This window comes from Intrasporangium sp. (assembly GCF_036566125.1).
GTDB lineage: Bacteria > Actinomycetota > Actinomycetes > Actinomycetales > Dermatophilaceae > Intrasporangium.
Genome location: NZ_DATCWX010000159.1, coordinates 1 through 21,316, shown reverse-complemented (window position 1 = coordinate 21,316; position 21,316 = coordinate 1). Strand labels below are relative to the sequence as shown.

Annotated in this window: 18 protein-coding genes and 2 pseudogenes; 11 read left to right on the top strand and 9 right to left on the bottom strand. The window is 68.3% G+C overall.

Going from position 1 to position 21,316, the window contains the following annotated elements:
* The 3 genes from VIR15_RS09460 to VIR15_RS09450 all read right to left on the bottom strand — a co-directional run.
* Nucleotides 1-1,784: acyl-CoA synthetase (locus VIR15_RS09460; RefSeq protein ID WP_331927224.1), on the bottom strand; the 1,784-nt coding region annotated here is incomplete at its 3' end.
* On the bottom strand, nt 1,784-2,722 hold the full coding sequence (locus VIR15_RS09455; protein ID WP_331927223.1) for a fumarylacetoacetate hydrolase family protein: 939 nt from the start codon (nt 2,720-2,722) through the stop codon (nt 1,784-1,786). The genes VIR15_RS09460 and VIR15_RS09455, both read right to left, overlap by 1 nt.
* Nucleotides 2,719-3,852 (bottom strand): VOC family protein, encoded by a 1,134-nt coding sequence (locus VIR15_RS09450; RefSeq protein ID WP_331927222.1) that lies wholly within the window; start codon nt 3,850-3,852, stop codon nt 2,719-2,721. Before VIR15_RS09450 ends, VIR15_RS09455 begins: the two co-directional genes overlap by 4 nt.
* A gap of 144 nt (nt 3,853-3,996) precedes the next feature.
* Here VIR15_RS09450 and VIR15_RS09445 point away from each other — a divergent pair, with 144 nt between their 5' ends.
* The 3 genes from VIR15_RS09445 (at nt 3,997) to phaZ (ending at nt 7,353) form a co-directional block, all read left to right on the top strand.
* Nucleotides 3,997-4,659, top strand: coding sequence for a TetR/AcrR family transcriptional regulator (locus VIR15_RS09445; protein WP_331927221.1), 663 nt, complete (start codon nt 3,997-3,999; stop codon nt 4,657-4,659).
* A gap of 178 nt (nt 4,660-4,837) precedes the next feature.
* Entirely contained in the window at nt 4,838-6,526 is a 1,689-nt protein-coding gene (locus VIR15_RS09440) for a PHA/PHB synthase family protein (protein ID WP_331927220.1), read from the top strand.
* The gene (gene phaZ, locus VIR15_RS09435; protein ID WP_331927219.1) at nt 6,523-7,353 is read left to right on the top strand and encodes a poly(3-hydroxyalkanoate) depolymerase; all 831 of its coding nucleotides are present in this window, start codon (nt 6,523-6,525) and stop codon (nt 7,351-7,353) included. Before VIR15_RS09440 ends, phaZ begins: the two co-directional genes overlap by 4 nt.
* A gap of 119 nt (nt 7,354-7,472) precedes the next feature.
* On the opposite strand, the gene VIR15_RS09430 is transcribed toward phaZ, so the two are convergent.
* Genes VIR15_RS09430 through VIR15_RS09420 form a run of 3 tightly spaced genes read right to left on the bottom strand, consistent with a single transcriptional unit; the run spans nt 7,473 to nt 11,088 of the window.
* Nucleotides 7,473-9,197, bottom strand: a complete 1,725-nt coding sequence (locus VIR15_RS09430; RefSeq protein WP_331927218.1) for a bifunctional 3-(3-hydroxy-phenyl)propionate/3-hydroxycinnamic acid hydroxylase MhpA — start codon at nt 9,195-9,197, stop codon at nt 7,473-7,475.
* A complete protein-coding gene (locus tag VIR15_RS09425) occupies nt 9,194-10,222 on the bottom strand; it encodes a VOC family protein (RefSeq protein WP_331927217.1) in 1,029 nt (342 codons plus the stop codon). Before VIR15_RS09425 ends, VIR15_RS09430 begins: the two co-directional genes overlap by 4 nt.
* Nucleotides 10,219-11,088 carry an alpha/beta fold hydrolase gene (locus VIR15_RS09420; protein ID WP_331927216.1) on the bottom strand — a complete coding sequence of 290 codons (870 nt, stop codon included), beginning with the start codon at nt 11,086-11,088 and terminating at the stop codon, nt 10,219-10,221. Before VIR15_RS09420 ends, VIR15_RS09425 begins: the two co-directional genes overlap by 4 nt.
* A 182-nt stretch (nt 11,089-11,270) precedes the next feature.
* Between VIR15_RS09420 and VIR15_RS09415 the strand changes: the two genes are divergently transcribed.
* Both VIR15_RS09415 and VIR15_RS21220 read left to right on the top strand, forming a co-directional pair.
* Nucleotides 11,271-11,912, top strand: coding sequence for a TetR/AcrR family transcriptional regulator (locus tag VIR15_RS09415; protein WP_331927215.1), 642 nt, complete (start codon nt 11,271-11,273; stop codon nt 11,910-11,912).
* A gap of 242 nt (nt 11,913-12,154) precedes the next feature.
* Nucleotides 12,155-12,325, top strand: a pseudogene (locus tag VIR15_RS21220) (IS1380 family transposase); the annotation flags it as partial.
* 469 nt (nt 12,326-12,794) lie between these two features.
* Here the strand turns inward: VIR15_RS21220 and VIR15_RS09410 are convergent.
* A pseudogene (locus VIR15_RS09410) lies at nt 12,795-13,553 on the bottom strand (transposase); the annotation flags it as partial.
* Nucleotides 13,554-13,989: 436 nt separating this feature from the next.
* Here VIR15_RS09410 and VIR15_RS09405 point away from each other — a divergent pair.
* Complete coding sequence (locus VIR15_RS09405) at nt 13,990-15,246, top strand: AI-2E family transporter (RefSeq protein WP_331927214.1); 1,257 nt, start codon at nt 13,990-13,992, stop codon at nt 15,244-15,246.
* A 724-nt stretch (nt 15,247-15,970) separates the two neighbouring features.
* Here the strand turns inward: VIR15_RS09405 and VIR15_RS09400 are convergent.
* The gene (locus VIR15_RS09400) at nt 15,971-16,096 is read right to left on the bottom strand and encodes a hypothetical protein (protein ID WP_331927225.1); all 126 of its coding nucleotides are present in this window, start codon (nt 16,094-16,096) and stop codon (nt 15,971-15,973) included.
* A gap of 589 nt (nt 16,097-16,685) precedes the next feature.
* Here VIR15_RS09400 and VIR15_RS09390 point away from each other — a divergent pair.
* The 5 genes from VIR15_RS09390 to VIR15_RS09370 all read left to right on the top strand — a co-directional run bounded on the left by VIR15_RS09390 (nt 16,686) and on the right by VIR15_RS09370 (nt 20,057).
* Nucleotides 16,686-17,129 carry a hypothetical protein gene (locus VIR15_RS09390; protein WP_331927213.1) on the top strand — a complete coding sequence of 148 codons (444 nt, stop codon included), beginning with the start codon at nt 16,686-16,688 and terminating at the stop codon, nt 17,127-17,129.
* Between the two features lie 116 nt (nt 17,130-17,245).
* Nucleotides 17,246-17,842: an HdeD family acid-resistance protein gene (locus VIR15_RS09385; RefSeq protein ID WP_331927212.1), complete on the top strand. Its 597-nt coding sequence runs from the start codon at nt 17,246-17,248 to the stop codon at nt 17,840-17,842.
* A 115-nt stretch (nt 17,843-17,957) separates the two neighbouring features.
* Complete coding sequence (locus VIR15_RS09380; RefSeq protein ID WP_331927211.1) at nt 17,958-18,467, top strand: DUF1003 domain-containing protein; 510 nt, start codon at nt 17,958-17,960, stop codon at nt 18,465-18,467.
* A 2-nt stretch (nt 18,468-18,469) separates the two neighbouring features.
* Nucleotides 18,470-19,093, top strand: a complete 624-nt coding sequence (locus VIR15_RS09375) for a phosphatase PAP2 family protein (protein ID WP_331927210.1) — start codon at nt 18,470-18,472, stop codon at nt 19,091-19,093.
* The gene (locus tag VIR15_RS09370) at nt 18,978-20,057 is read left to right on the top strand and encodes a diacylglycerol/lipid kinase family protein (RefSeq protein WP_331927209.1); all 1,080 of its coding nucleotides are present in this window, start codon (nt 18,978-18,980) and stop codon (nt 20,055-20,057) included. Before VIR15_RS09375 ends, VIR15_RS09370 begins: the two co-directional genes overlap by 116 nt.
* Nucleotides 20,058-20,772: 715 nt before the next feature.
* Here the strand turns inward: VIR15_RS09370 and VIR15_RS09365 are convergent.
* Nucleotides 20,773-21,316 (bottom strand): NAD(P)-dependent oxidoreductase (locus tag VIR15_RS09365; RefSeq protein WP_331927208.1); only part of this gene is annotated, 544 nt, incomplete at its 5' end.

The window sequence follows — 21,316 nt, the reverse complement described above, 5'->3', positions numbered from 1 at the left end:
GCACCGTCCTCGATGGCTCCTCGGATGCCGGTGACCGAGGCGATGTCCCCGAGCGCGTCGGCGACGGCCTCTCGGGTGGCCTCGGCGCGCAGGGCGGGCTTGAAGTGTTTGCCCACGAGCGTGACCGGGAGCGCGTCCAGCACGGTGACGGTCTTGGGCGCTGCCGTCTGTTCGGGCACGTGATCGGCGGCCCAGGCACGCAGCTCCTCGGGGGTCGCGTTGGCGCCCGGGGCAAGGGTGACGAACGCGACCGGCACCTCGCCTGCGTGCAGGTCCGGACGACCCACCGCCTGCGCGGCCGTGACCGCCGGGTGTCTCAGCAGCACGCTCTCGATGACGGCCGGGTCGATGTTGTGACCGCCGCGGATGATCAGGTCCTTGGCTCGGCCGGCGAGGTGGATGAAGCCGTCCGGGTCGACCAAGGCCAGGTCGCCGGTATCCAGCCAGCCGTCGCGGAGCTTGCCCATGCCGTCCAGCACGGGCCCGTCGGGGCTCCGGTCGGTGACGTAGCCGGGGAACACGGTCGGTCCGCTGATGGCGAGCACGCCGACCTGACCGGCCGGCAGGTCGACCCACTCATCGTCGTCGGTGATGTGGACGGCCTTGACCTGCTGGTACGGCAGGCGTTGTCCGGCGGACCCGGGTCGTGGATGGTGGGGGTAACTCAGTGCGGTGACGCAGGTGGCCTCGGTGAGGCCGTAGCCCTCGACCAGCCGGATGCGGGTGGCGGACTCGAAGCGGTCGCGGACCGCCTGTGGCAGGGGTGCGGCCCCGACGACGGCGAAGCGGAGGCTGCTGATGTCGGCGTCGACGGGGCAGCCAGCCAGGACGGAATACACGGTGGGCACGGCGCTCATCGTGGTGACTCCGTAGCGCTCGACGATCTTCCAGAACTTGGAGTAGAGCGCCTGGTCGCGATAGCCCTGAGGGCCCGCCCAGATCACGTGGAGGCCCCTGAACAGCGGGGCCAGAACGGTGACGAGGAGTGCGTTGACGTGGAAGAGCGGCAGGGCCGCAAACACCACCGCGTTGTCGTGCAGCAGGCTGTTGGCAGCGATCATCCAGGCGTCGCTGACCTCGTTGGCGTGGGTGTGCGCGGCAAGTTTCGGCGTGCCCGTCGTGCCGCCGGTGTGGAAGAGAGCGGCGAGGTCCTTGGCCGAGGGCGCCTCACCTACGAAGGCGTCGTGTGGCTGCTCCGCCGCCAGGGCGGACAGGTGGCCGACCCGAACGCCGTCGATCGGGTGCAGCTCCGGCTCCGTCGGAGCCGCGCCCGTGGGGCCCAGTGCGAGAAGGGCGCCCATCCCGGTCTTGACCGCGATCTCCCGTGCCCTCTCCCACACCTCCGGCGCGAGGTCGGGACCCGCAGCCACGAGGACTCGGGCGCCCGACCTGCCCAGAAGGTCGGCGATGTGCTCGACCGACAGCCCGATGTTGATCGGTGCCGCGATCCCGGCGAGTTCGGCGGCCAGGGTTGCGGTGACGAGCTCGTCGCAGTTCGGGGCCAGGAGGGCGACCCCGTCGGTGCGGCGCACGCCCAGCGTGTGGAGCACGTTGGCGTACCGATGCACCTCCATCAGCAGTTCGGCATAGCTGCGCTCCGCTGGCTGCTCCCACCGTTCGCCGTCCGGGAGCACCGACAGGGCGACGCGGTCCGGCCACAGGCGGGCGGCCCGGACGAGGAGCTCGTAGGTCGTGCCCGGCAGGCGGCGGTCGGCAAGCGGCACGGCCTCGATCGCAGCGAGGTCGCCCGGCCGGTCGTACCTCGGCCAGAGCAGGTCGCCCATCAGGCGGTCCTCACGACGGTGCGCTGCCGACCGAGGTCGATCGCGCCGTCGTCGGTGCCGATGGCGGCCTCGAGGACGTCGCCGTGCTTGAGGTACTTGGGGTTCTGGGCCTGCCGCTGGAAGAAGAGCTTCCACTTCAGCGCGGGCGGCAGGAGGGCGGCGATGATCTCGACCGGCTTGGGCGGTGCGCTCAGGGCGGTCCCCGCCGGGGTCCCGGTGAGGAGCAGGTCTCCCGGGTCGAGCCGCTGGAACCGGCTCAGCGCCTGCAGGGCCTCGAGCGGGGAGTAGATCATGTCGTCGTCGACCACCGAGTCCTGGCGCAGCTCGCCGTTGACCCAGAGCCGCAGGCGCAGGTCACCGAACCGCTCGAGTTCGTCGTCGTCGAGCAGGACCAGCAACGGCCCGACCGGCGTGAAGGTCGGGTACGACTTGGACTCGAAAAACTGGGTCTTCGGCAACTGGATGTCTCGGGCCGAGATGTCGTTGGTTACCACCAGACCGGCCACGAACGAGGCCCAGTTGTCTGCGGTGACCTGCGTGCCCACCTGAAGCTCACGGCCGATCACCAGGCCGATCTCGACCTCGTAGTCCAAGTAGCGCACGTGGTGGGGCCGGATGATGTCGCTCGACGGGCCGCTGACCGAGCCAGACGACTTGCGGAAGAAGGTCAGCGGGACGGTGTCCGGGTCGAGCCCCGAGTCCTTCACATGGCTGACGAAGTTCGTCATCTGCGCGACCACGCGGCAGCGGGCCGTCACAGGGGAGACCAGGTCGAGGGTGGCCGGGTCGACGGTCTCCGTGCTGGCCCGGGCGGCTTCGATTTCCTCGTGCTCGGCGAGCAGCCCGCCGGTGGTCGTGGCATCCGTGTCGATGCGGGCGGCGCCGGCAGGAGTACGGACCCACCATGCGTCGGGCGTGCGAAGGATCGTGCTGCTCATGAACTCGTCACTTTCAGGAGGCCGCGGAGGCGGGTCAGGTCGAACTCGTTGTCTTCGCGCAGCGAGCGAGCCATCGACGCCAGCTCGTGCAACGCATCTCGTCCTGGTGTGAGACCCAGGAAGTCCTTGGTGGCCCGCGGTCCCCACTGGGCGAGCCCGGATGCCGTCATCGGCGACCAGCCAGGCTCGAGCGTGGAGTCGAACAGGTCACCGTCGGCGAAGTGCTCGACCAGGAGCCCGTCCGGGTCGCGCCAGTAGTCGAAGATCTGGCTACCCTCGATGTGACGACCGATCCCCCACGAGCGGTGGAAGCCGAGCTGGCGGAGGTGCTCTCCACCGGCGGCCAGCGCGTCGAGATCCCCAACCTGGTACGCCGAGTGCACGTATCGGTTGCTCGGACCGAGCATCATCGCCAGCGTGTGGTGGTCGGTGGGAGTCGTTCCACGGTCACAGCGGATGAAGCTCATCGTTGGGCCGCGCTCGCGCTGCCCCTCGTAGTACTTGAAGTCGCTGACGATGAGACCGAGGTGCTCCAGATACCAGTTCAGGGTCTCGATGTATCTCGTCGTCTGCAACACGACGTGGCCCAGTCGCTGGATCTTCGCGGGCTCATGCGGCGGGCGCTGCGTCATGTTGGTGCGCCGCACGTCGCGCCCGAAGTTGAACAGCTGCGTCGGCTGGGCGGGCAGGGTTGCCAGCTCGTGGGTGTCGGCGACAACCCGGACCAAGACCCCACTCGGGTCGGACAGGTCCACGGTGAGCCCGCCCAAGCTCTCCGGCAGCTCTTCCACATTCGTGCCGGTGGCCCCAGCCAGCCGGACCAGATCGGCGGTCTCTGCGGCGCGGAACGCCGCGCCGAGGTACAGCGAGCGTGGTCCGCGCCGGACGATCACACAGGGCGCGCCGGGGTCGGTCCCGCGCAGTTGCAGCTCGTCTGCCGTCCGGCTCACGGTTGTGAACCCGAACGCGTGAGCGAAGCGCTCCGACGCGGCCAGGTCGGGCTTCACGAACTCGAGCCAGGCCAAGTCGAGCACCTTGATGACGGGGTGTCTCGCGCGTCCCGGGTGCTCGGCGGGCAGTGCGCCTTGCTCGCTGTGCAGGTCGCTGTGAGTCCCGTGGTGACTGGTCATTGCCGCTCCTCAGATGTTCTACTGACGTAATCGTCACTCATGAGTCATCGTTCAGTCAAGTGGTTTATGAGGAAATCGTCATTCCTGATTGAGCGACGCTACGATGGGATGCACAACCTGAGACGAAGACGTAGAGGAGCAGTCGTGACCAACGCACCAACGCAGCCCACCAACCGACTGGACCGTCGCAAGGCCCGCACGCGAGCGGCTCTCATCCGGGCGGCCCAGACGCTCATCGCTGAGGGCCGGACGAACGTGCCGATCCTGGAGATCACCCAGGCCGCTGACGTCGGGATGGGCTCCTTCTACAACCACTTCGAGACCAAGGAGCAGCTCTTCGAGGCAGCTGTCGAGGCGGTGATGGACGCCTACGGCCAGCTGCTCGACAACCTAACGGCCGACATCGAGGACCCCGCAGAGGTGTTCGCCTGCAGCTTCCGGCTCACCGGGCGGCTGCATCGCAGGGAGCCAGAGCTCAGCCGGGTCCTGCTCAACAATGTGCTCCGGCTGCTCAGTGCCGAAAGCGGCCTGGCTCCTCGCGTCCGACGGGACATCGCGGCCGCCGTGGATGCCCGCCGCTTCGACGTCGAGGACCTCGACGTAGCAGTCACTATGACTGCCGGAGCCCTGCTCGCCCTCGGTCACCTGCTGCACAACCAGCCGGACCGCGACGTCGAGGAGACCACCGACCGGGTGACCGAGGACCTGCTGCGCATGTTCGGCGTACCGCGGGGACGCGCACGGCGGATCTCCACGCTTCCGCTGCCGGACCTCGACGCGGCGCCCGGCGACGGCTCGGCGGCCTGACGGCTCGTTCTCCTTCGACTTGGCCGGCGCTCCGAGTGCCGACGCCTCACTCTGCACTGTCGCTGCAAAGTGGCACTGACGAAATCGTCATTCTCGAGGTATCCTTCAGACGATGGCGGTCCCACCTGAAGCCACGACCCCGAACTGTCGCAACCTGAGACGACGAGGAGACCCTTCGATGAGCACCGCAACCGCCAGGCCCGCCGAGAGCCCCTCGCCTCTCGACGTCCTTTTCGTCGATGCCGCCCTCGGCCCACTGCACCGCTTCCTCCCCGACATGTCCACGGCGAAGTGGGCGGTCTCCCTCGCGCGCAAGCCGGACATCACGGCCCAGCGGTTGGGCGAGCTGGGCACCGAGGCAGGACGGATCCTGACTGGCAACTCCACCGTGGCGCCGCACCGGGGGGACCGCCGGTTCACGGACGTCGCCTGGACCGAGAACCCGCTGCTGAAGCGGCTGGTCCAGCTCTACTTGGCCGGGCGCCACACAGCCGAGCAGCTGCTGATCGATGCCGACCTCGACACGCGCGACCGCGAGCGCGTGCGGTTTCTCGTGGAGAACGTCGCCGAGGCGGTCGCCCCCAGCAACGTCCCGCTGGTCAACCCGGTCTCGACCAAGGCGGTCATCGACACCGCGGGGCTGAGCCTGGTCCGCGGCGGCAAGCAGCTCGTGAAGGACCTGGCCTCGGCCCCTCGCGTGCCGGAGATGGTCGACGGCAGCGGCTTCGTCCTGGGCGACAACATCGCCGCAACTCCCGGTGCGGTCGTCTTCCGCACCGAGGTGCTAGAGCTGATCCAGTACGCGCCCCAGACCGTCGAGGTCTACGAGGTGCCGGCGCTGGTGGTCCCGCCCACGATCAACAAGTTCTACGCGCTCGACCTCGCCCCGGAGCGCAGCCTCGTCGAGTTCGGCGTCCAACAGGGCAGACAGATGTTTGTCATCTCCTGGCGCAACCCGGACTCGCGGCATGCCACCTGGAACCTCGACAGCTACATCCGTGCCGTCCTCGACGCCCTGGAGGCCGTGGAGGAGATCACTGGCAGCGCGCGGACGGTCTTGGGTGGAGTGTGCTCCGGCGGCATCCTCGCGAGCATGACCGCTGCCTACCTGAGCGGCATCGGCCGGCAGGACCGGCTGGCCGCGCTCTGCCTGGCCGTGACGGTCATCGACAACCACGAGGCCGGGACGATGTCCGCTCTCGTCGACGAGCGGCTGGCGAATCGGGCCAAGGCCAAGTCGGCGCGCCAGGGATACCTCGACGGGCGGACGCTGGCCGAGGTGTTCGCGTGGCTGCGGCCTGGGGACCTGGTGTGGAACTACTGGGTCAACAACTACCTGCTCGGCAAGCGACCCCCAGCGTTCGACATCCTGTTCTGGAACTCCGACACCACCCGGATGACCGCCGCACTGCACGCCGACCTCGTCGACCTGGCCATGGAGAACACGCTGACCCGGCCCGGGGCCCTCACCGTTCTCGGCGTGCCGATCGACCTCGGCCAGATCACGGTGGACTCCTATGTGATCGCCGGCATCGCCGATCACATCACCCCGTGGGAGACCTGCTACCGCAGCGCCCAGCTCCTCGGCGGCACGACCCGCTTCGTGCTGTCGACCAGTGGCCACATCGCCGCCCTGGTGAACCCGCCAGGCAACCCCAAGGCGTCCTACCACACCAACGACGACCTGACCTCCGACGCCAAGGTCTGGCTCAAGGGCTCCGACCTCCACCAGGGCACATGGTGGACCGACCTCGGGCTGTGGCTCGATGAGCGCTGCGGCCAGCTCCGTCCGGCGCCCGAGGACCTGGGGTCGCACCGACTGACCGTGCTGACGGACGCCCCCGGCACGTACGTCTTCGACAAGTGACCCAGCTGCGACGGGTCCGACTGCTCGGCCACGACGTCCGGGTTGCCGTCCGGCCGGGCACCGCACCCGGCCCGCCGCTCGTGCTGTGCAACGGCATCGGCGCAAGCCTCGAACTGCTCCAGCCGTTCGTCGACGAGACCGATCCCCGGATCGAGGTAGTCCGCTTCGACGTACCGGGCGTGGGTGGTTCCCCGATGCCGAAGCTGCCGTACAACTTCGCGCTGCTGGCGTGCTTCGTCGGGAGGCTGCTCGACCGGCTCGGCTACGACCGGTTCGACGCCCTCGGCATCTCCTGGGGCGGCGGCCTGGCCCAGCAGCTGGCCTTCCAGTTCCCACGTCGCTGCCGACGACTGGTGCTGGTCAGCACCGGAACCGGAATGCTGATGGTGCCAGCCCGCGTCAGCGTGCTCAACAAGATGCTCACGCCCCGGCGCTACCGCGACCCGGCATACGCCAAGGCCATCGCCGCCGAGCTGTACGGCGGCCGGATGCGCCGGCAGCCCGGCGAGGTGAGACACGTGGCGTACGAGCAGGAGCGGCTAGGTCCCGGGACCGGCTACTTCCTCCAGCTCCTCGCCGGCGTCGGCTGGTCGAGCCTCCCCGCCCTGCCGATCATCCGGCAGCCCACCTTGATCCTCGCCGGGAACGACGACCCACTGATCCCGCTGGTCAACGCCCGGATCATGCGCGCGCTGCTGCCCAACGCGTCGCTCCACGTCTTCGACGACGGCCACCTCGGGCTGCTCACCGCCGCCGACGAGCTCGGCCCGCTCGTCTCGCGGTTCCTGACCTTGCCGGCAGGCGAGGGCGCCTCATCGAGCAGCTGACGACTCGCGCTGGCTCGCTCTGCCGGGTTGAGCGCGATGTCCACGATCATGTCCCTCCTGGACATCGACCAGGCCCCGGCGACCCACCTCCTGCAGGATCGAGCGTGCTCCAGGGGTCCTTACGTCACCGGATGGCTTCCTACTTTGGCTCGGGTGGGTGCGGGGAGCGCCGGCTGCCTAAGGCCGAGCTGGGCCGCCAGGGCCCGGGTGAGTTCGTGAGTGTGTCCGTCGGAGACCCCGAACACATACTTGTCGGGGCGCAGCACCAGCACGGAGCCCTGCTTGGCGCCGGCCCGGCGCTGCCAACTGGTCAAGGCTCCGGTGATGTCCTCGAGATCGACCACGCACTGGGCGCGCAGCTGCTCGACGGCCTTGCCTTGCGGCCGCTCGCCGGCAGCGTGGAGGGTGGCGAACGACGCGTCGACACGTTCCCACGTCTCGACGTCCTTGCCGAGCACTTGACGGGGATCGACGCCGATACCGATCACGGCCCAGCCCAAGCCAAGCGCGTCGTCGAGGCGGACCAGCCGGCCGTCGTAGGTCCGGACAGTCGTCTGCGGCGCGAGCGTTCCTTCGACGCCTCGGAAGCCGCGAGCAAGTCCGAGGTAGGCGCCCTTTGGGTACTTCGGCTTGGGCTTCATGCCCATGTTGCGGACGTAGCCGGCCAGCCCCGGCGTGCGCAGGACCGCCCACATCGCGGCATCCCTGGCCTTCGCTCTGGCCGGGTGCTTCACCGAGACCAGACTCTTGTTGACGACCGAGAAGTCGATCATCGCCTTGGCGTGGGGTGCCCGCTCGCTCTGGTAGCTGTCCAGGATCGCGGGGTCGGCGCCGTGCCTGAGGATCGCCTGGAGCTTCCACGACAGGTTGTCCGCGTCCCGGATTCCCGCGTTCATGCCCTGTCCGACGAACTGCGGCGTCATGTGCGCCGCGTCCCCCGCCAGCAGCACCCGACGGTCCCGCCAGCGGTCGGCGACCAGTGCGTTGAAGGTGTACACCAGCCTGCGGAGCACCATCACGTCGTTGGGGTCGACGTGCCGAGACAGCAACTGGCGCACGGTCGCCTCGGCCTCGAAGTGCTCCTTGTCATCCTGGTCGGTGAGCGCGAACTCGAACCGATGGCGCCGGCCCGGTTGCGGGCAGCTGACCGTCGGCCGGACCGGGTCGCAGATGAAGTCGAAGTACGGCCTGTGGCCGAAGGCGTCGACCCCCTCCTTGGCGGCCAGGTCGACGACGAGCCAGCGCTCGGGGAAGCTCTTGCCGGTCATCTCGCTGCCGAGCCGTGCCCGGACCAGGCTGCGGCCGCCGTCGGCACCCACCAGGTACCGTGCCCGCACGGTCTGCGTCGTCGTCTCGTCGACAACGCCGGCGCTCTCGCCGTACGACGTGCCGGTGGAGGCTGCGTGCACGACGCTGACACCGTCGGGGTCCTGGGTGAAGTCGACGAGCTCGCGGGCGCGCAGTACCTCGACGTGGGCGTAGCGGTCCAGCAGCTCCTCCAGCGTGTTCTCCAGCGTCGGCTGGTAGAGGAAGTTCACCACCGGCCAGCCCAGCGTCTGCTTCGTGGGAAGGAACTGGATCATGACGTCGCCGTCTGAGCGCACCCACTGAACGGCGCAGTCGAGGTTCATGTCGGCATGAACCTCATCTGCCACGCCCGCGGTCTGGAAGACCCGCATGGCCTCGTCGTCGGTGTAGACGGCGCGCGCGTTGCCGTAGAACTTGGGCTCGCGCTCGAGGACAAGAACGCTCAGGCCGCGGCGGCCGAGCAGGTGGGCCAGGGTGAGTCCGGTCGGGCCGAGCCCCACCACCACGACGTCGTAGGTCTTGTCGGTGGTGCTCATCGGACGGCTCCCGTCAGCTCGGGCACGGACACCTCGGCATGGCGGGCGTTACGCATGACGTTGGCGAACTGGTGCAGCTTGGTGACCACCGTCTCGCCGACCGGGGTGTGGCCCCAGATGCTGATGCCCTGGTACGTCGTGGGTTCCCAGGTGGCCTCCCGCTCCGGGCCGACGGTGACCGGATTCCATCCCACTTCCAGCTCGAAGCCGGACGGCGTCACGCAGTAGAAGGACAGCGACCTGTCGTTGGTGTGCTGGCCCACCGACCACGCGATCGTGAAACCGAGCTCGCGCACGCGCTGGTAGGCGGAGAGCATGTCGTCGAGCGTTGCTGCCTGGATGTTGACGTGCTGCGCCTTGGTGCGGATGGGGTCGACCTTGAGCTGCTGCACGTTGGCGATCGCTACCGAGTGGTGCCGCTCGTTGACGCGCAGGAAGCGGATCTTGAGGTTCATCCCACCGACGTTCTCGTCGATGTAGTCCGAGAGCCGGAAGTCGAAGATGGTGTTGAAGTAGGCGTGCAGCCCGTGCGGGTCGCGCGTCGTGATGGCCACGTGCCCCATCCCGGCATCGCCGGTCACGAAGCCACTGGTGATCATGTGCAGGGGCCTCGCAGTTCTCACCGGCGCGGTGAAGATCTCCTGGGTGATGCCCTTGGGGCCGGCGAAGCGCCAGAGCCGCTCCACGCCGCGCACGGCCGCCTCCTCCGGCGTGCCCTCCGCGATCGGGACACCGCGCTCGGTCACGCGCTTGACGATGCGGTCGAACGTCTCGTGGTCGTCGACCTGCCAGCCGATGGCCATCAGGTCCTCGGTCGGGCCGCGCTGGATCAGGAACCGGCACTCACGGTCGTCGAGCCGGAACCGCAGCACGTCCTTGGTGAGATCGTCGGCGTGCAGGCCGATCGCATCGGCACCGAACCGGCGCCAGTCGGTGAGGTGCTGGGACTGAACCACCACGTAGCCCAGGTGGACCGAGCCGAACACCGAACCGTCGGTATTTGACCGCAGCAACGTCGTGCTCATCGGGATGATTCCTTTCCGTCGAGGAAGTCCAGGGCGAGCGCGTTGAACAGGTCGGGGCGCTCCCACTGGACCCAGTGGGCGGTTCGGGCAGCGAGGTAGAGGTCGCAGTTCGGCATGGTGCGGGCGAGCGACAGGCCGCCCGCGGGGCGGTTCACCTTGTCGTCCGACCCCCAGATGACCAAGGTCGGCGTGTGCAGGTGGGCCAGGCGTCGGTCCCGCGTGAAATCCATCCGCAGCAGCGTGCGTAGGGCGCCAGGGGATGGTCGGCGCAGCGGCGGGTTGGCCACCACCTCTGGCTGGATGCTGGCCTCGTAGCGGAGGTCGATGAGCTTGTCGGGCACCGCCGCACCGTCGTACACCAAGTACTTGCGGATGAACGTTGCGAGCTTCTCCCGGCTCGGGCCGTCGCCGCCGTAGTAGTCGAACAGCGCGTTGAGGCCCTTGGTCGGGAGCGCACGGGTGGTGCGGACCCCGCCGGGCCCCATCAGGATCAACCTGTCCACCTTGTCGGGTCGGTCCAACGCCAGCCGCAGAGCGGCGGCGCCGCCGTAGGAGTTGCCCACGAGGTGAGCCTTCTCTATGCCGAGCTCGTCGAGCAGACCACGGATCGCGTAGGCGAGGTCGCCGAACGGGTCAGTGTGGTCGATGTCCTTCGACGACTGCCCGTAGCCCGGCAGGTCCGGGACGATCACCCGGAACCGATCGGCGAGCACGTCGATGTTGCGGGAGTAGTTCGACGCCCCGGTCGCTCCGGGCCCCCCGCCGTGAAGCAGTACGACCGGGTCTCCGCTCCCCGCCTCAGTGACGAACAGCTGGCGGTGATCGACCGCGACCACCGACTCGGTGCGTGGGACACGCTCCAGCACTTCCATATCATGCCTCCGATGCATCTATCTGATGAGATCATCAGCGGTGATGAAAGTATCTGTCAACCCTCTCTGATGAAGTCACCAGGGAGCGGCGGCGACTCTCCGGCATCTTCTGATGAATCAATCAGATACGATGGAGACACCAAGAGTGGGTGCGAACGGGGGATCGGAGGCCGGTCATGACCGTGCAGGTGACAACGCCGCCGAACCGGGTCGACCGCCGCAAACAGCGCACCCGCAGCGCGCTGCTGAGGGCCGCACGACGCCTGCTCGCCGAAGACAGGACCAACGTGAGCATCCAGGAGATCACCGACGCGGCCGACGTGGGCTTCGGGAGCTTCTACAACCACTTCGAGAGCAAGGACGAGCTATTCGAGGCCGCCGTGACCCAGACCCTGCAGGCCTACGTCGACCTGCGGGACGCGGTGGTAGCGGGGTACGACGACCCTGCGGAGATCTTCACGGTGAGCTTCCGGATGACCGGTCGACTCCAGCAGCAGCATCCTGAGCTGGTGCGCGTGCTGCTCAATACAGGCCCGAGGATCCTCGTCCACGACGCGGGGCTGGCGCCAAGGGCCCGCAAGGACATCGCGGCCGCGAAGGAGGCCGGCCGCTTCGACGTCGACAACGTTGACCTCGCCCTCATGGCCGCCGGTGGCGCCATGCTCGGGCTGCTGCAGCTCTTGGAGTCCCAGCCTGAGGCAGACGCAGCGGCCCTGACCGACCTGATGACCTTTTCGGTGCTGCGCATGTTCGGGATGACCAAGCGGGAGGCCGCCAAGCTCTGCAGCCGCCCGCTGCCGCCCCAGCCCGAGCTCTGACCGGCCTCGAACGACGGCCCGAGCGTCACGCGACCCGCCAACCGACGACGAGCCGGGCGCCCCAGCGAGTCCGGAGACTCATCGGTGTGACAGCTCAACCGGTTGCCGGGTAGTCGCGTTGCGCGTGGCTGAACACCGACACCGACCTGTCCCGTCGGCAGAACCGAGGCGCCACTAAGCCTCGATCCGCCGATGGACGCGGTCGTGTCTGACGTCTGAGCGCGCCGGAGCCTAAGAAATCCCTGACCAAGGCGACAACAGTCACGGTCCGCCGCAAGCTCATCCACGTCCCGGCCGGCGTGGCGCCCTCCGCCCGAAGGGTCACCCTGCACCTGCCCGAATCGTGGCCATGGCGGAACGGCTGGACGCCTGTTCGACCGAGTCGCCGATCCGCCCGGCACGGCCTTTCCTGACCACCAAGCCGACGACGGCGCCCAAAGGAACCCCGGCGTGGAACACCCCGACAGCGAGGTCGGCACTCACCCACGCCCACGCTCGACCCTCAATTGCTGACGCCGATCAGGCCGACCGAAGCCGCTTCGGGTCGTCCGGCGTCGTCGTCGCGCCGATAGCGATTCTGGGTATCAGCGCGGGCGGCTTGATCGACGTCGCGACAGCCTTGCGCGCCATCTCGGCAACACTGGCCGTCACGCTGATCATCGTGACCCTCCTCGCCGTGCGGCGCCTGCGGGTTGGGCCATGGCGCAAGGCCCTCGCGCTCGCCATGACGGCGGCACTGGGACTCGCGGCTCTCGGCATCGAGCTTGCCGTGCACCAATGATGCTCAGGTCGCCAGCGACTCGAGGCGTTGGGTGGCCGGAGCAGCTCATGGGTGAGCGCTGCGTCGAGGCCTGCGATGTGGTCGCGCCGAGGGCCTCGTGGACTGTGCACGTTCGCGTTGACCTCGTGCGCACCACGCGCGTTCGCCGCAGGAGGGTCGGCCAATACCTTTGACACCACAAAGGATTCGTCGATAGCGGCGCCTTCCTGCAGGGCGTGCTCGAGCAGCAGCGGCCGCATCAGGTCGTCCTTGCCGTGCCCGACGACGTTCTCCACCAGACCTTTGGACTGCGGGTCGAGCGCCTCGCAGAAGTCCGCCCGGAACCGGTAGTGCGTGGCGAACCGGACGTACTCCGGGGTGGGCACGACGCGGTTGAGCGACCACCCCCCACCCCGCCCTTGAGGCAGTTCATCCGGTCCGCGAGCACCACCTTCGGTACCCCGCCGAGGTCCTTGAAGCACTCCGCGAGAACGGCCAGCGTCGTGGCCTGCCTCTCGTCCGCGGCGAACCGCACGAACCGGACCCGGGACCAGGCGAGCACGGCGCAGAAGACGTGCACCCCGGCGATCACGCCCCAGTCGATCGCGAGGTGCTCGCCCGGGGACCACACCGCTGGCCGCCGGCCATGGCCGTGCTCGCGGCGGAACGGTCGCTTTCCTTCGCGACCAGCCGCCGGAAGCTGCGGTCCGAACCGGCGTAGTTGGCCGGGCTGGCGCCTTGGGCGGTCTGTGCCGCCTGGTCCGCTCGATCACCCGCTTGACGGTCTTGTGCGTGGTGCCGCAGATCTCTGCGGCGCCCCGGTAGGTGCCCACGAGCTGGTAGGCGGCAACGATGTCCAGCTCTTCCCTCATGCTCTTCAATGGAGCTCCCTGAGCGGTGGCAGTGACTGGCTAGACACCGCCATGGTCACCGCTCGGGGCTTCACGCCCCGGCTCGACACGACGAGCAAGTGGTGGGCACTCCTACATGGCCACCAGCGGGAGACCTGACCTGGCCGCTAGCGGCGACTTTTCCATGGCCATGGAGCCTGCTGGCCTACAGGCTCACCGGCTCGCATGGCACTGATCGAGCGGCTCAACGACAATTCCTACCGCCTCACGACCCCACCACAGGGACGCGGGTATCGTTGGTGTCGCAAACGGCGCCGACGAGGTGTACGTGACCAAGAACCGCGACGTCGCCGAGCCGGATCGAATGCTCCCAGCCGTGGCACAGCGTCGTGTGCGGTGTCATGGTGAGGTGGTTGTCGTCTGCAGGGGTCCTGCCCTGGTTCCGCGTGGACTGAAGGAGCACCTCATGACCAGTGACTCTGGTTTCGACGCCGTCCCGTCCTCGCCTGGTGAGCCGTCCGAGACATCGGTGGCAGAGATCGCGACCGCTGCCAGGGCGGCCGCAGTGCCGGTCACAGTGTCGCTCCATCTCGTCTGGCGGATCGGGCTGGTGCTGCTGGGCGTGGTGTCGGTCGGGCTCCTCGCCAAGTTCATCATCAGCGACGCCGGCAACGTCATCCTCACTGTGCTCATGTCGTGGTTCGCCGCCTTGGCGATGACGCCGATCGTGGACCGGCTGGCCACACACATGCGACGGGGCGTGGCAACCGCTCTCGTCATGGGCGCTTCCGTGGGATTCGTCGTGATCTTCGTCCTCGCCTTCGGCTCTCTGTTCGTCGACCAGCTGGCTCAGCTCATCCTGCTCGTGCCCACTCTCATCGACGAGGCGCTGGCGTGGGCGAACGACGCCTTGTCGATGTCACTCACGACCGACAGCATCCTGTCCTCGCTGCACCTCAGCCCGGACAGGCTCGCCACCGCCGCAGGCTCGGTCGGCGCCGGTGTGCTCACGTTCTTCGGCTCTGCGGTCGGCAGCATCTTCGTAATTTTCACCTTCGGCATGTTCACCTTCTACCTGTCGGCCCAGCTGCCGCAGCTCGAGCGCTGGATGGCCGGCCTGTTCCCAGCCCGCCGCCAGGCCGTCGCCGCCACGGTCTGGACCCTGACCATCGAGAAGACCGGCAGATACGTCGGGGCGCGAGTCGTCCTCGCCGTGCTCAACTCCGTGACCACGGCAGTGGTCTTCGTCATCATCGGGATGCCGTACTGGCTCCCGCTCGCCCTGTGGACCGGGATCGTGGCCCAGTTCGTCCCCACCATCGGCACGTACATCTCGATCACCCTCCCCGTGATGGTCGGCCTGCTCAGCCCGAACCCGATGACCGGTGTCATCGCCTTGGTGTGGGCGATCGTGTACCAGCAGATGGAGAATCTGCTCATCGAGCCGAGGGTCAACTCCAAGGCCGTCGACGTCAACCCGGCCGTCTCCTTCGGCGCCGTCTTGGTTGGCGCAGCGCTCTTCGGCGTCGTGGGGGCGTTCCTGGCCGTGCCCGTGGTGGCGATCCTGCTCGCACTGCTTCAGATCTACGGCCACCGCCACGAGATCCTCCCCGACATCGCGCAGGCAATCGACGCAACCGATCCCCCGCGGACGGGAGGACGGACACGGCGCCATCGCACCACCGCCGAGGGGGCTGCCCCGCCGTCAAGGGGGACTGCCTAAACAACCCGACTCACCTCTAAATGATGAACTCGCCAAGAGCCACTCCTCGGGGCAGGCCGTCCCGCCACCGGGGGTCGTCGCCACCCGTACCCGACGCACGGTGACCACGGAGCAGGCGAGGTCGGGACCGGGCCATGGACGTATTCGGCCTGTACCTAGGGCTCCGCTGGGGGCCTGACCCTCGCGACCCTAGCCTGGGCATCGAGCCGGAGACCTCCTCGGCGACGAAACCGTCATTTCCGAGTTGGTTTCAGTCATATGCCAGCCCGAGGTGAGCCGCGATCTGCAGACGTCGCCACCTCCCACCCGTGTGCCCAGAGCAGGCCACCGAACACCCGACGTTGCCCCTTGACCACAACAGGGGGCTTCCTTGAGGCAGATCGTCCGCCGCCGCTCGTCGAAGTCAAGCTCGTTAGTCACTGGCTGCGCCACGAGCGGCTCCACATCCGGGCGCTCCAGCATGACACCTCCCGACGCGAACGGCGCGAACGCGGCAACACGAGAAGGCCCGCGAGGAAAGTCGCCCGCGCTGGTCGAACGGCAAAGGACGACCGGACTCGAGCGGTCTGATCACTCGCGGCCCTTCACACGCCTGGCCCCATTCCGAGGGCCGGCGCCCTCAACCCGGGAAGCCGGCATCCGGAACGACATAGGCATTCGCGCGGAGCCGACGCGGAAGTGGCGTCGCAGACACAGTCAATTTCGTCGAAGCCTTGGCATCAGATCAGGCCGTGCACACGGCGTCGTCGACACCCGACACGGCGGCGTCGGGCAGGCCGTCGGAGCCGGGGTCTATGCCCTCCATCGCCGCCGTCTCGAGGGTGTCGGACAGGCGCAGGACCTTGATCATCAGGTCGGTGCCGATGTTGCCGGCTGGCAGCGTTGGATATGCTGGGCCCGCCGCCGGCCCTCGTGGCCCTGAAACGAAGCATCGTCGAGATCAACACCAAGATCCGGCTCATCACGCGCAGAGCGTTCGGGTGCGGCTCAACCCGGGCTCTCATCGCCCTGGCCATGCTCCGCCTCTGCGGGCACCGCCCCACCCTCCCCGGCCGCCCATGACCCGCTCATGCGTCACAAGAGCCATTCTTGCCGCCAAGGCGATCCAGCCAAATCCCCAGCCTCCGCGTGGAGCGCTGACGTTGGTTAGTCGGTCAACCGCCAGCCGCCGACCGAAGCGATGGCGCCGGCATCCTGGAGGGGCTCGGCATAAGGATGGGCGGGTACGACACCAGCGCTCGGGGTGGTGACACGCCCGGGCGGCGCCCCTCGCAGCCTTCTGCCAGCTGACGACCGCTCATCGCCCACGCGGCCAACTGAGGGAGCCGTCACATGCCATGTCAGGCCTTGCCATACTGCAGTACTGACGATATCGTCAGTACTGCAGTAACAGAACAAGTGACCCTCACGGGTCGACAACCCATCGAAGGTGGTAACTCATGACGCAGCACACGAACTTCTCAACGCGGCTGGACGATCTGCAGCAGCGGGTCGCGTCGGCCAGGTCGGCCGTGCAGACGGCCGCGACCGAGTCCGAGGCACAGCTCAAGGCGCGGATCGATCGGGCGCAGGTCAACCTTGACGAGTCGGTCCAGCACGCACGGCAAGACGTCTCGGAGGCCGCCGACAGCGCGCGGGGAAAGTGGGCTCAGCTGAAGGCTGACGCCGCGGCCAAGAGGAGCGAGGTCAAGGCAGACCTGGATAAGCGGGCCCTGCACATGGACGCCAAGGCCGCCCGCAACGACGCGGACTGGGCAGAAGGTGACGCGGCCGAAGCCCTCGACTTCGCCGACTGGGCGGTCGAGAACGCACAGCTGGCCATCCTCGACGCCATCCACGCCCGCGTCTACGCCGACAGGCTCCAGGCCGCAGACGCCAAGTAGTCCCCCCTCGGACTGGGGTCAGACAAGCCCCAGTTCTCTTCTCACAGCAGATACGCCGCCGCGGGCAGGAGTGGTCAACGCCCTGCCCGCGTGGCATCCAGAAGGGAAAGTATGCAATGACAAGCACGTTGAAAACCGCGGACCCGATACCCGACGCGATCCGCTCCGATGCCCGGGAGGCGCCTGCGGCGTGGGGGTGGATCGTCGTCATCGGGGCCCTGTGGATCGGCTACGGCTTGTTCGTGCTGTCGTTCAAAGTGGGCAGTCTCCTCGCGGTGGCATCGCTGGTTGGCGTGGCCTTCGTGTTCGGCGGCACCACCCAGCTCTTGGTGGCCAGCCGTGAACGCACGATGCGCTGGCTCAACATCGCCGGTGGGATCCTGGGCGTGGCCGCCGGCATCGGCACCTTCGCCTGGCCGGCCATCACCATCCACGTCGTGTCCATCATGGTGGCCTGGTACCTGATCGCCTACGGCACCATCCACATCGTCAGCGCGCTGGCCGGCCCCAAGCTGTCGTGGTGGTGGACCGGGCTGCTGCTCGGTATCTCCGAGCTGGTGCTCGGGGTCTGGGCGACACGCTCGTGGGACCGCTCGCTGGTAACGCTGGTGACTCTGATTGGAGTGTGGGCCATCACCCGCGGAGTGACCGAGATCTTCGCCGGCTTCACGCTCCGCCAGGTCGGCCGGCACGAAGACCGGCCGGTCCCATGACCGCCGGACGAGCGGTCAGTTGCGCCAATGCCCTCCGCGACGCGGTATTGGACGAGGGCGCGGTGTCCACACGTCTCCCGCGGGCTCGTGCCGGGCACGGAGCAAAGGGGCAGAAGTGAGAAGCGCCCATCAGGAACCGGTCAGCCCCGCGCTGCTGCTACATCTGCGCGAGCGCGGCAAGCGCCGGGAGAACCGCGTTGCCGACCAGATCACGCGGTTCGCAGGATCGATGAAGTTCGTGTACATCCACGCCATCTGGTTCAGCCTGTGGATCGCCCTTGGCCTCGAGGACTACCCGTTCGGACTGCTGACGATGATCGTCTCGCTGGAGGCCATCTTCCTGTCGACATTTGTCATGATCAGCCAGAACCGCGCCGACGAAAAGCGCCAAGTGATCGCGGACGAGGCCTGGCGAACTGTCCAGGAGGAGGAGCAACAGAACGAGATTCTGCTCCGCCTGTCGAACGAGATCCTCGATCTCACCAAGGAGATCCACGCCGCGAGCGCCGCAGCCTCGCCGCCTGGTCGTCCCGGAGCTCAGGCAGGAGCGGCACGTCCCGGGGAACGAGATCAACGGAATGTGACCTACACAAGCCCTCCGGGCGACGCGACGAAGGAGTGGTGACCATGGCAGCGACCGGGACGTCCCAGAAGGCTGGGTGGCTGTCGGAGGTCCGGGCACAAGCCGTGGCGGTGGACAGCGCGATCTCCGAGGCAGTGGAGAAGACCGAGACGCCGGCCCTTGACCGGTTCCTCGTGCTCCTGTCCGATGCGGCGAACGGGTCTCGCCTGTGGATCGCCACAGCGGGTGCCGTCGCGCTGGTCGGCGGACAACGCGGCCGGCGAGCGGCGACCGAGGCCGTGGCGTCGATCGCGCTCGCGTCGGCGGTGAGCAACCTCGCGCTCAAGTCAATGAGCCGGCGCCGAAGGCCCCAGGCCGGGAAGGGGCAGGTCGTGCCGTCGCGGCAGGTGCGCCGCCCCATGTCCTCGTCCTTTCCGTCCGGCCACGCGGCGTCCGCGTTCGCGTTCGCCTCAACGATGGGCGAGATGCTCCCCGTAACGTGGGTGCCCACGCACCTGGCGGCCTCACTCGTCGCCTATGCCCGGGTCCACACCGGCGTCCACTACCCGTCTGATGTCGTCGCGGGCGCGTTGGCCGGCGCGATGTGCGGATCGGTCGTTCGACGGCTCGCCCGTCGACTGTCGCCCCGAACCCAGCGGGCGGGTGAAAGCCATGTCGTTGCGCGCTGATCCCCGTGCGTCGGTCCGTGCGGCAGTGATCATGAATCCCCGTTCCGGCGGAGGCAGGGTCGAGCAGTTCCGGCTGGTCGAGGTCGCTGAACAGCTCGGTGCCCGGGTACTGCTCGCGGGCCCGGGCCAGGACGCCGGGGCGCTGGCACGTCAAGCCGTCTCGGAGGGCGCCGAGGTGTTGGGAGTGGCCGGCGGAGACGGAACCGTGTCGACCGTGGCCGCGGTGGCCGCGGAGTCCAACCGGCCGTTGCTGGTCGTGCCCGCGGGCACGCGCAACCACTTCGCCCGCGACCTCGGGCTCGATATCCATGACCCGGCGGCCACGATGCACGCGCTGCGCGACGGCGAGCAGGCCCGAGTCGACCTGGGCCTCGTGGCCGGCCGGCCCTTCGTCAACAACGTGTCATTCGGCGTGTATGCCGACGCCCTGCTCAGCCCTGGCTACCGCGAGGGCAAGGCGCGCACCCTGGCATCGGTTGCCGGCCCCTATCTCGAGGGACGGCAGTGGGTCGACGCGAGCGTGGACACCCCCGACGGGACGATCGAACGTCCGCAGGTGATGCTCGTCTCGAACAACCCGTACCACATCGCCACCCCCCGTTACCTCGGGTGGCGTTTCGCCCTCGACGGTGGCGTCCTCGGTGCCATCCTCCTCAAGGGATCGCCTGGCTCAGCACCCCCGCCTCTCCCCCGCCTGGTGCGCGGCATGGCGGAGCGGGGTGCGACGCCCGGCGGGGAGGGCCTGATCACCTGGTCCGCGCCCCGGGTAACCCTGCACGGCGAAACGCCTGCCGTGGCCGCAGGCGTCGACGGCGAGGCGATCACCCTAGCCCTCCCGCTGACGTGCGAGATCCGGCCGGGAGCCCTCCGCGTGCTGCTGCCAGTTCGTCGGCCCGGCCTCCCCCAGGAGCCGCGCCGGCCCCGACCGCCTGGCCGCCTGAGTCCGAGACCCCACGCCGGCTAGACGAAAGCCGGCTACAGCCACACCCCGGCCAGCAACGCCGACGTCAAGAAGGCAGCCCGGGCAGCGGCTCAGCTCGTCGACGAGGCACGCGCCGAGACCCCGCTGGGCTCATGAGCAACGCTCCAAACGGTGGCGCTCGACCGGGGCAGGAGGTTCCGCGCAGATTCCGCGAGAACCGCCAAGACACCGTCAAACAACCGAAAGTCGCGGCCACCTTTGAAGCGGCCAATCCGACTGTCAACCAGCCGGATTCGGTATCGTCGCAGGTCAGCCGCCATGTCCGGAAATGGGCGGCCAAGACCTCCTAAAGCGGGTGTCGCAGGTCCGAATCCTGCCGGGGGCACCCCCAGAGTTCCACGCCCGGTGACAGGCTCGGCACGTCGAAGAAGAGAAGGAGGTATGCCGCTGAGCGGGCTTCCAGCGCAAGCGCGCTCAGCGGCATACCCCTTGTCTGACACGCAGTGCCCCGTCGGCGTCCAGCGACGATCTGCTTTCAGGGCCCCTTCCTTGGAAAGCGCACGTTGACGCCCGCCCAGTTCTGCCGGGAACCAAGGTTCCGCTGCTTCCGCGTTCGGCCAGGGCGAGTTGCCTTGCCCTGCAAGCGAGCTCAGCGGCATACAACCGAAGTCGTATGCCGCTGAGCTCGCCGACGCTGTCCTTGCTGAGTCCTTCCTCATCAGCCGTTGGTGGCCTCGCGCCGGTCGCGGCGTCTCCTTCATGCCGGCCCGCCCGAAGTCATCACTGCGGCCGAAAGCGTGCGAGCAGTCGCCCGGTAAGCCGACCGCGTCGCCCTCCAGCGAAGGTAGCGCTGCAGCTCGTGGTGCACGGCCTGCTCAGCCTGGGCCACATCCGCCTCGAAGTGCTCCGCGGCGCTGGTGCCCGCGGCACGCAGGTCGGCGAGATCGATGACCTGCACTCCTGCCGAACCCCGCACAGACGGTGCCACGTTGCGGGGGACGCAGAGGTCGAGCAGCAGAAGGGGCTCGGGTCTGTCCCGCGCCCCCCGCGCCAGGGAGTCCTCGTCGACCAGGGGCTGTGGTGCGGCCGTGGCCAGGATGGCGACGTCGCTCGCGGCCAGACATTCCGGAAGCTGGGACAGATCCACCACGCGAGCGCCCTTGCGGGCGAGCAGGTCGGCGTGCCGCCGGGTGCGGTTGCAGACGGTGAGCTGCGCACCGAGCGCGGCAGCGCGGGCCACGACCGCGGCTGCGACCGATCCGGCGCCGACCACGAGGACCCGCTTGCCGTCGAGTGATCCA

Coding starts and splice junctions, on each gene's coding strand:
- VIR15_RS09455 (WP_331927223.1), bottom strand. CDS start 2,722: ATGAGCAGCACGATCCTTCGCACGCCCGACGCATGGTGGGTCCGTACT.
- VIR15_RS09450 (WP_331927222.1), bottom strand. CDS start 3,852: ATGACCAGTCACCACGGGACTCACAGCGACCTGCACAGCGAGCAAGGC.
- VIR15_RS09440 (WP_331927220.1), top strand. CDS start 4,838: ATGAGCACCGCAACCGCCAGGCCCGCCGAGAGCCCCTCGCCTCTCGAC.
- VIR15_RS09430 (WP_331927218.1), bottom strand. CDS start 9,197: ATGAGCACCACCGACAAGACCTACGACGTCGTGGTGGTGGGGCTCGGC.
- VIR15_RS09425 (WP_331927217.1), bottom strand. CDS start 10,222: ATGAGCACGACGTTGCTGCGGTCAAATACCGACGGTTCGGTGTTCGGC.
- VIR15_RS09415 (WP_331927215.1), top strand. CDS start 11,271: ATGACCGTGCAGGTGACAACGCCGCCGAACCGGGTCGACCGCCGCAAA.
- VIR15_RS09405 (WP_331927214.1), top strand. CDS start 13,990: ATGACCAGTGACTCTGGTTTCGACGCCGTCCCGTCCTCGCCTGGTGAG.
- VIR15_RS09400 (WP_331927225.1), bottom strand. CDS start 16,096: ATGATCAAGGTCCTGCGCCTGTCCGACACCCTCGAGACGGCGGCGATG.
- VIR15_RS09390 (WP_331927213.1), top strand. CDS start 16,686: ATGACGCAGCACACGAACTTCTCAACGCGGCTGGACGATCTGCAGCAG.
- VIR15_RS09385 (WP_331927212.1), top strand. CDS start 17,246: ATGACAAGCACGTTGAAAACCGCGGACCCGATACCCGACGCGATCCGC.
- VIR15_RS09375 (WP_331927210.1), top strand. CDS start 18,470: ATGGCAGCGACCGGGACGTCCCAGAAGGCTGGGTGGCTGTCGGAGGTC.
- VIR15_RS09370 (WP_331927209.1), top strand. CDS start 18,978: ATGTCGTCGCGGGCGCGTTGGCCGGCGCGATGTGCGGATCGGTCGTTC.